Source organism: Loigolactobacillus bifermentans DSM 20003 (assembly GCF_001434575.1).
Lineage (GTDB): Bacteria > Bacillota > Bacilli > Lactobacillales > Lactobacillaceae > Loigolactobacillus > Loigolactobacillus bifermentans.
Map to the genome: position 1 here is coordinate 1 of NZ_AZDA01000072.1, position 7,396 is coordinate 7,396.

Genomic DNA, 7,396 nt, shown 5'->3' on the forward strand with positions numbered 1-7,396 from the left:
GCTGAAGCCCATGCTTCAAACGAACATACTTGGAAGACAGACTTAGTTCGCTGTGCCGCTTTCTACGCTGCCTTACCAACGATCTATACCAAGAACACAAAATAGTATTTTAGATTTTCTCCTTTAGAAAAGTAACATTAAGCCGTATACTATTAATTAAACAAATGCGTAATGGTGTTTGCGCGAATTGCTGAAAGGCTAATGACACCTAGGGATCGCGCCCTAGGTGTCTTTTTGTTCAACTGTTGTTAAACGCTAGATTTTCTAGGGAGGCGTCCTACGGCAACAGTGGGGCTGGAACGCTGTGGGCACGACTTTGAACCCGAAAAATCACCGGTTTCAAAGCTCGACCTTGTCCTAACCGGCAAAGCCGCTAAGGACAATTTCACTGCTGAGCCCACTGTTGCCTCCGGACTTTGGATCGTGCTGATAGTGTTTGATACACTAATTGGCTAAAACTGTACGCGTACCCCGCTGTGATGTAGCGTCACCACATATCAGGCAGTACGTAGCAGTTGCGTTAACCAACTTTTGTATAGGTAAGCATGCCATAACACCACTTTAATTTAGCAAATATCAACCTGGAATTTAGCCTAAACAACCTATTTACTAGCGAAGACGAGTCTAAGGCCGGAAGCGAAAGTGTGCTAGGCCGCGACAGTGATACTTAGCGGTTTACCGCTTAGTAGTCACGCGAATCGGAGAAGATCCACTTTAGCGAATTTTGCTAAAGTTAGCTTCGGAGTGAGCCGCAGCGTTCCAGCCACTTTCGCTGGAGGCCGCCTTTTTACCACAAACACCACCCACATTTTCAAGGAGTGATTTTCATTGAACGAATTATTGATCGGCCTGTTTGCCTTGATTGGCGGCAGTGCCCGTTATGGCATTGATCAATTGCTAGGTAGCCCAACGTTTCCCTGGGTGACCTTGTTGATCAACTTAACCGGTAGCTTTTTACTGGCCTGGATTTCCTCAACCTTAGGCCATTTTGCCCATATTCCCGGTTCTCTAACGTTAGGCTTGGGCACTGGCATGATCGGCGCCTACACTACCTTTTCCACCTTCACCTTAGAACTGTGGCATTTGTGGCAACACGGCCAGTGGGTGCTGGTTGGCGGCTATGCGCTGGGAAGCCTGATTCTCGGTCCAATTTGCGCCTTGGCGGGTATTTACGCCAGCCATTGGTTTGTGAAACGGGCGCAACAGAAAGGTCAGGTGTTGCAATAATGACGTACTTATTAGTCAGTTTAGGTGCAGCTGGCGGGGCCATTTTGCGCTACGATGGCACCAAATTGATCAAAAACCATTGGCAAACAGCCTTCCCACTAGCCACTTTCTTAATTAACGTGCTGGGGGCCTTTCTATTAGGGTTAGTCGCCGCCACTTATGCGACTTCTGGTAGTGGCTACGCCTTGTTAGGCACTGGCCTGTGCGGCGGCTTTACCACCTTTTCCACCATGAGCTTTGAAACGGCCAAGCTGTTGCAAGGTAAGCGCTGGGGGATGGCCATTGGCTACCTGGCGTTGTCCTTAGTGGTTGGGTTAGCTGCTGTAGCACTGGGATTAACGTTAGCAAACTAAATAATATTTAGTTGACAAAAATATAATTAAGCAGTATATTAAAGTTAACAAAACAGAACAGGCGATGACGTTCGCCTTCGAAAACCACATTTGTGATTGATGACGTCTACTTTTTGCGATAATACGCGAGAAGTAGACGTCATTTTTTTGTTTTTCAAGGGGTTGCGGTCAACGCCGACTGGGTTGTACTTATTTTTATTTTAGAAAGGTTGTTGTGATCATGTTACAAATTAAAAATAATACCAAATTAAAAGGAATGAGCCTCGCGATTGCCGGGCCACTGCTATGGGGCTTTTCGGGAATTGTGGCGCAATTTCTTTTTACCACCTACCAGCTTTCACCTAAGTGGCTGGTTTGTGTGCGGATGTTTGGCGCAGGCTTATTACTCTTAATTTTCGGTTACGGCACCATTGGCCGCCAGATTTTTAACCCTTGGCGGCAGCGCGCAACGGCCCTTAAATTGGTTTTATTTAGCTTTTTAGGCATGCTGCCCGCCCAACTCACCTATTTCATGGCAATCCATTATAGCAATGCCGCAACGGCAACGGTACTGCAATTTTTAAGCCCCGTTTTGATCATCCTCTATCTCGCGCTTACCCAATGGCGGCTACCACGAATCGCTGACTTGATTGCCATTTTCTGTGCACTTAGTGGGACCTTTTTACTCGTAACAGGCGGCCACTTTAGCCACCTGAATATCTCGGTTTTAGGCTTAAGTTGGGGCTTACTGACGGCTTTAAGCACTGCAATCTATACGTTGGCACCGCGACGCATGTTAACTGAATTTGGTTCCGTCACAATCGTTGGCTGGGCCATGTTACTGGGGAGTTTCGGGATGCTGCCCTTTGTGCGCCAAACGCCTTTTGCCCAAACTGCGCTTAATGGCCTAGGCTGGCTGGCCATTCTTTTCGTCATCATCTTCGGCACTTTGTTTGCTTATTTATTCGTTCTAAAAAGTTTAGAATACGTGGCACCAACTGTGACCAGTCTATTAGGGGCATTTGAACCGTTAACTTCCACAATCTTAACCGTGTTGTTTTTCCATATTGCCTTTGGACTGTCGGCCTTAATTGGGACCGCGCTGATCATTGCCACCACATTGATCCAAGCTTTAGTGCCGGCTAAAAAATAAGGCGCCTTGTGCTGTTCTTGATAGTAAATTTATGACCAACCGAATTGTTATTTAATCACTACTAAAAAGCGCAAACTACAAGTTTACACTTTTACCAGTCCATTAGCTAATGTTCCTGTTCTAATTTCTGTTTTAAAGCCGCCGTTAAAACCGCGCTAAAATTAATGCCTTCGGCTTCGGCTTGCTTGGCAATATCAGCTGGAATCCGCGTGTTTTTTTTAACCGATACCACTTGGACTTGAGTCTGAGCTGCTTCTAGATCCACTGCAACCGTTGTCACCAGCTTGCCTGGATTGGCTGCTTCAATGTCACGTTGTGCGGTAACAGCTGGCAGGGTTGTTTGATCGTAAAGCATCAGGCCTAACGCCGTTTGCGCGTTGAAAATTGCTGCGGCAAAACTGTCGCCATCTGTAATCGCCCCAGGGACATCCGGAAAGGTCACCGTGTAATGGCCTGGTTCATTTAAAATATCGTCAAAAACTGCTGAATAGCTGACTAATCTCATTTTAAAAACCTCCTAAGTTCTCTAAGGACTATTTTGCTATCGCAAAAATCTTATTTTCGGAGGATGACCATTCTGGCGGACGAAAACCATCACGACAGAAACATGGCACCTCCTAAGTTCTCTAAGGACTATTTTGCTATCGCAAAAATCTTATTTTCGGAGGATGACCATTCCTACGGGCGCAACCACCCTCGGAGGAATCATGGCCTTCCTAAGTTCTCTAAGGACTATTTCAACCCGGCTTGTCGCCTAATGGCCGCAACCGTTCCCGGTTTTAGCGTATCGCTTAATCTAGAGTCGTTCATCGTCACATCATGACCCTTGCCATCTGTTAACCGGTGATGGTCACCTGTGATCCTTGTTTCGTAAAAACCAGCTGTTTGCAGTTCGGTTAGCAGTTGTCGCGCCTTGATCTCACTCAATCTGTTTCCCGCCTTTCAGTTGTATTGTACGCCTTTAATGCGCACAATACGATTATTTAGCCGCTTATTCATAAGTTACGTAAAACGCCCCCTCCATTTGTTATAATGAACGCAAAAAGGCGGCGGAAAATCATGACCCCAAAACAAACGCAAGTCATCCTCATCGGCTGCACCATCATTGCTAGTTTCACCTTACTGATCAGTCTCGGCATTGCACATCATTACCATGAATCGTTTTGGAACAACGGCACGTTGGCTAGCGCCGCAGCGTTAGCCTTGATCGGTGGCAGTTATGATCAAAAAAACTGATTTCAGCTACGCCACTTGTCTGTGGTTTTCACAGGCAAGTGGCTTTTTTATGCGCACCCAAGTCGCCGTTCTAAATAATACACAATAATTATTTTCTTAAAAAAGCTAATGTCAGTTTTCGTAAATTTAATGCTATAAAAATTGAACAACCGCTTTAATATCAGTGCTTATTACGATTATATCCCGTTTTGCATTATCATTAAGAAAACGCTATATTTCGTTTATAGATAATTAGATTTTAATTTTATAACATTTAGTGGTCACACGAGGAGGCGCCATGAAAAACGCACGACTATTACAGGCATTAGTCACGCCAACACAACATTATAAAATGTACAAATCTGGCCGGCACTGGTTGTTAATGGGGTTAACTACAGTAACGCTGGGGCTGGCTAGCTGTCTCACTACACAAGTGTCAGCCGCTGACACAACAACTGCTCAAACCACCGCCACAACACCGACTACCACTGAAACGCCGACCACCGCTGCCCAAGCAAGCGCACCAACATCAACAGCGGCGACTGAAGCCACAACACCCGATTCGGTGGCGCCTGTCACATCAGGTTCAGCAGCACCAGCGGCCACGCCTGCCACTGCAGCCACAACACCCGATCCAGTTGCACCTGTCGCATCAAATCCAGCGACACCAACTACAACGGATGCCACAGCTAATCCAACACCAACGCCTGCCGTGCCTGACGCAACGGCCACGCCTGAACCCCCGGTCACTGCCACAACAACGGTTGAAACGACCTATCACTTCATTCCAGCCACCGGTTCGATCACGTCGCCCAATGTGCTCACTGGTGCTTATACGAATGCCACAACAGGGGAACACTACACCGTCATTGATCGCACGGTTACCAACACGATTGATGAAAATGGCACTTGGACCAATATCACGGGCTTAACGGATGACAATTCAACCCAACTACTTGACCCGCCTTCACTTGAGGCCTATGGTTACACCGCTTCTGGTGAAATTGCTGTTGACGTCGATAGTGTGATATACAGTGCAGCGACAGAGCATTATGGCAGTGATGGCAATCTTTATTACGGCGATCAACCCGGCAGCTGGCCTGCCATTTCTGATCTAGAACGGGTTGACGGTCAAGGCCCGGCAGCTTTGGCACACACCCTGAACGATCTCAACGCTTGGCAGTGGCCTTCAGCTACTGACAAGCAACGGCCGGCGACTGAATTTTGGTTCTATGTTTTTTACCAACCAAATGAAGAAACCTTATTGATCAACTACACGGATAGCGAGACTGGCGAAGTGCTGAAAACGTATGATGTTCCCACCCGCGTTGATTCGGTTGTTGCCACCGAACTCTATTCACCACAGGCTCATTATTATGTCACTAATTTTTCACCAATTGTCAGAATCACAAACAATGGTTTAGCAGCACAGGTGGTGAACATCCCGGTTACGCAAAATAGCCAAACGATCACCCGCCGTTATACGGACGCTGCTGGTCACGCGCTTTTACCCACTGAAACGCACACTGGCGCCCCGTTTACCACGCTTAATTTAGCCGGTGATACGTATTTACAGGATTATCCTAATAGCCCTTATCATTTGAATATTGCTGCCTCAACGATTTCATTTACCAGCAACGCCTTTGTCGGTCTTGTGGCACAGCCAGCTGAAAGCTTTTCATACGATCATCTTTCTGATTTTCTGAGTTTCGCTGACGACGGTACGGCTAGTTTTCCAGGGATCACCGATCAGGTCACGGCCAACACGATCGATATTCCCTTTGGGCCAGATGGGATCACGATTCCATTATCCCTGTTTAGCCCTGAACATGTGGCAAGTGCCACCCCAACCGCTCAGGATCAAGCGGCTTTGCGTTTGGAAATTGCATCGGCGACCAACGATTACCAAGCACTATTGACAAAATGGCTAACCAGCGACGAAGCTGGCTTGACAGCTGCGGATCAGGCATTTGTGACGGCTAAAACCACTGCTTTTACAAATAACGCTGCGCAATTGGATTGGAGCGATTCTGACGCCATTACCTTGTTTTTATGGGACGCCTACAATTGGCTGTTCGCTATGAATACCTACAACAATATTACGGTGAACTACGTTTATGAGGTTGACCCCATTGGTGACCCCACCACCGATCCGCAAACCAGAACACAATCTGACCTTGATCTAACGGTTACACCGAAAGACTATTACGACAACACCAAGCCAGGTCAAGTCGACGCTGGCGTGCTGGTCAAAACCAAAGTCCAAGTCCCAGACGCCGTTTCCGTCACCCCAGCCGATTACTACGACAACACCCAACCAGGTCAAGTCGCTGACGGCGTGCTAGTCAAAGCCAAGGTGCAAGTGCCAGACGCTATTTCGGTGACACCAGCGGACTACTACGACAACACCCAACCAGGCCAAGTCGCTGACGGTGTGCTAGTCAAAACCAAGGTGCAAGTGCCAGATGCGGTTTCGGTGACCCCAACCGATTACTATAACAACGTCCAAGCAGACCAAATCGCTGACGGTGTGCTAGTCAAAACCAAGGTCCAAGTGCCGGCCGCCGTTTCGGTGACCCCAGCCGATTATTACGACAACACCCAAGCAGGTCAAGTCGCTGACGGCGTGCTAGTCAAAACCAAAGTCCAAGTGCCGGCCGCGGTCTCCGTCACCCCAGCGGACTACTATAACACCACCAAAACACAGGCACCTGACACAGACACCAATCACCATGAGGCTTCAAGCACGACGCCGACAACCGGCCAAACTACCACGCCACGCAACAGCACCCCTGCGCCTGCAACGGCGGCAAGCACAAGCCAACCTGCAACCACCGTTCCCGCTACAACTGCGCCAACAGCCACGGTAACGCCAGCTCACACTGCGGCGCAACCCACTGCCACACCGGCAGCAACGGCACAAGCCACCACTCTACCTCAAACAGGTGCCGCTGATGAGACTGCCTTACTTGTTTTAGGCGGCTTAACGATTCTCGGCTCCATTGGCTTATTAGGGGCCACCAAAATGCGCAAACGGCATGATGGTTCTTACGACTTATAAGCCTCATTCAATTGGCGCTTCCAAGCGCACAGCTGCAATTTCGTCAGATCCCCCCGATCTGGCACCATCCAATTGCAGCTGTCCTTGATCCTAATCGTTTTATTGAAACACCTACGTTCCCTGCGTGGGTGTTTTTGTGTGGTTTGCGGTAACATCGACCCTGTTTTCCAGCAATTTGAATTTTTTCACTTAAAGCAGATTAAACGATTGAAATCGGTACGGTGTTTGTCTTATACTGAAGACAGCAAAAAAGGCCAACGTGATTCCACCACGTTGACCCGCACGGCTTGCAAAGCGATTTGCTAAAGCACCACAACTAGATTTGTTTTATTTTAAAAGCTTTAAAACAAAATTCGATCCAATTGCTATGGCAGTAGCGACTGGATCTCTTTTTTTGACCTAATCGTG

Annotated in this window: 7 protein-coding genes and 1 riboswitch; of the genes, 5 read left to right on the forward strand and 2 right to left on the reverse strand. The window is 47.9% G+C overall.

Going from position 1 to position 7,396, the window contains the following annotated elements:
* Nucleotides 1–828: 828 nt before the first annotated feature.
* From FC07_RS08435 to FC07_RS08445, 3 genes are all read left to right on the forward strand, one after another.
* Nucleotides 829–1,227: a fluoride efflux transporter FluC gene (locus tag FC07_RS08435; protein WP_057904675.1), complete on the forward strand. Its 399-nt coding sequence runs from the start codon at nt 829–831 to the stop codon at nt 1,225–1,227.
* Nucleotides 1,227–1,580: a fluoride efflux transporter CrcB gene (crcB, locus tag FC07_RS08440; RefSeq protein WP_057904676.1), complete on the forward strand. Its 354-nt coding sequence runs from the start codon at nt 1,227–1,229 to the stop codon at nt 1,578–1,580. The genes FC07_RS08435 and crcB overlap by 1 nt, the downstream gene beginning before the upstream one ends.
* 51 nt (nt 1,581–1,631) lie before the next feature.
* A riboswitch (Fluoride riboswitch) is annotated at nt 1,632–1,696 on the forward strand.
* Between the two features lie 104 nt (nt 1,697–1,800).
* On the forward strand, nt 1,801–2,712 hold the full coding sequence (locus FC07_RS08445) for a DMT family transporter (protein WP_057904677.1): 912 nt from the start codon (nt 1,801–1,803) through the stop codon (nt 2,710–2,712).
* A gap of 106 nt (nt 2,713–2,818) precedes the next feature.
* Here the strand turns inward: FC07_RS08445 and FC07_RS08450 are convergent, their stop codons facing one another.
* Together FC07_RS08450 and FC07_RS08455 are read right to left on the reverse strand one after the other, a co-directional pair.
* The gene (locus FC07_RS08450; RefSeq protein WP_057904678.1) at nt 2,819–3,217 is read right to left on the reverse strand and encodes a type II toxin-antitoxin system HicB family antitoxin; all 399 of its coding nucleotides are present in this window, start codon (nt 3,215–3,217) and stop codon (nt 2,819–2,821) included.
* 227 nt (nt 3,218–3,444) lie between these two features.
* Nucleotides 3,445–3,639 (reverse strand): type II toxin-antitoxin system HicA family toxin, encoded by a 195-nt coding sequence (locus tag FC07_RS08455; protein WP_057904679.1) that lies wholly within the window; start codon nt 3,637–3,639, stop codon nt 3,445–3,447.
* Nucleotides 3,640–3,771: 132 nt separating this feature from the next.
* On the opposite strand from FC07_RS08455, the gene FC07_RS15875 reads away from it, so the two are divergent.
* Together FC07_RS15875 and FC07_RS08460 are read left to right on the forward strand one after the other, a co-directional pair.
* Nucleotides 3,772–3,948, forward strand: a complete 177-nt coding sequence (locus FC07_RS15875; protein ID WP_155797822.1) for a hypothetical protein — start codon at nt 3,772–3,774, stop codon at nt 3,946–3,948.
* A gap of 277 nt (nt 3,949–4,225) precedes the next feature.
* The gene (locus tag FC07_RS08460) at nt 4,226–6,988 is read left to right on the forward strand and encodes a KxYKxGKxW signal peptide domain-containing protein (protein ID WP_057904680.1); all 2,763 of its coding nucleotides are present in this window, start codon (nt 4,226–4,228) and stop codon (nt 6,986–6,988) included.
* The last annotated feature ends 408 nt before the right edge of the window (nt 6,989–7,396 follow it).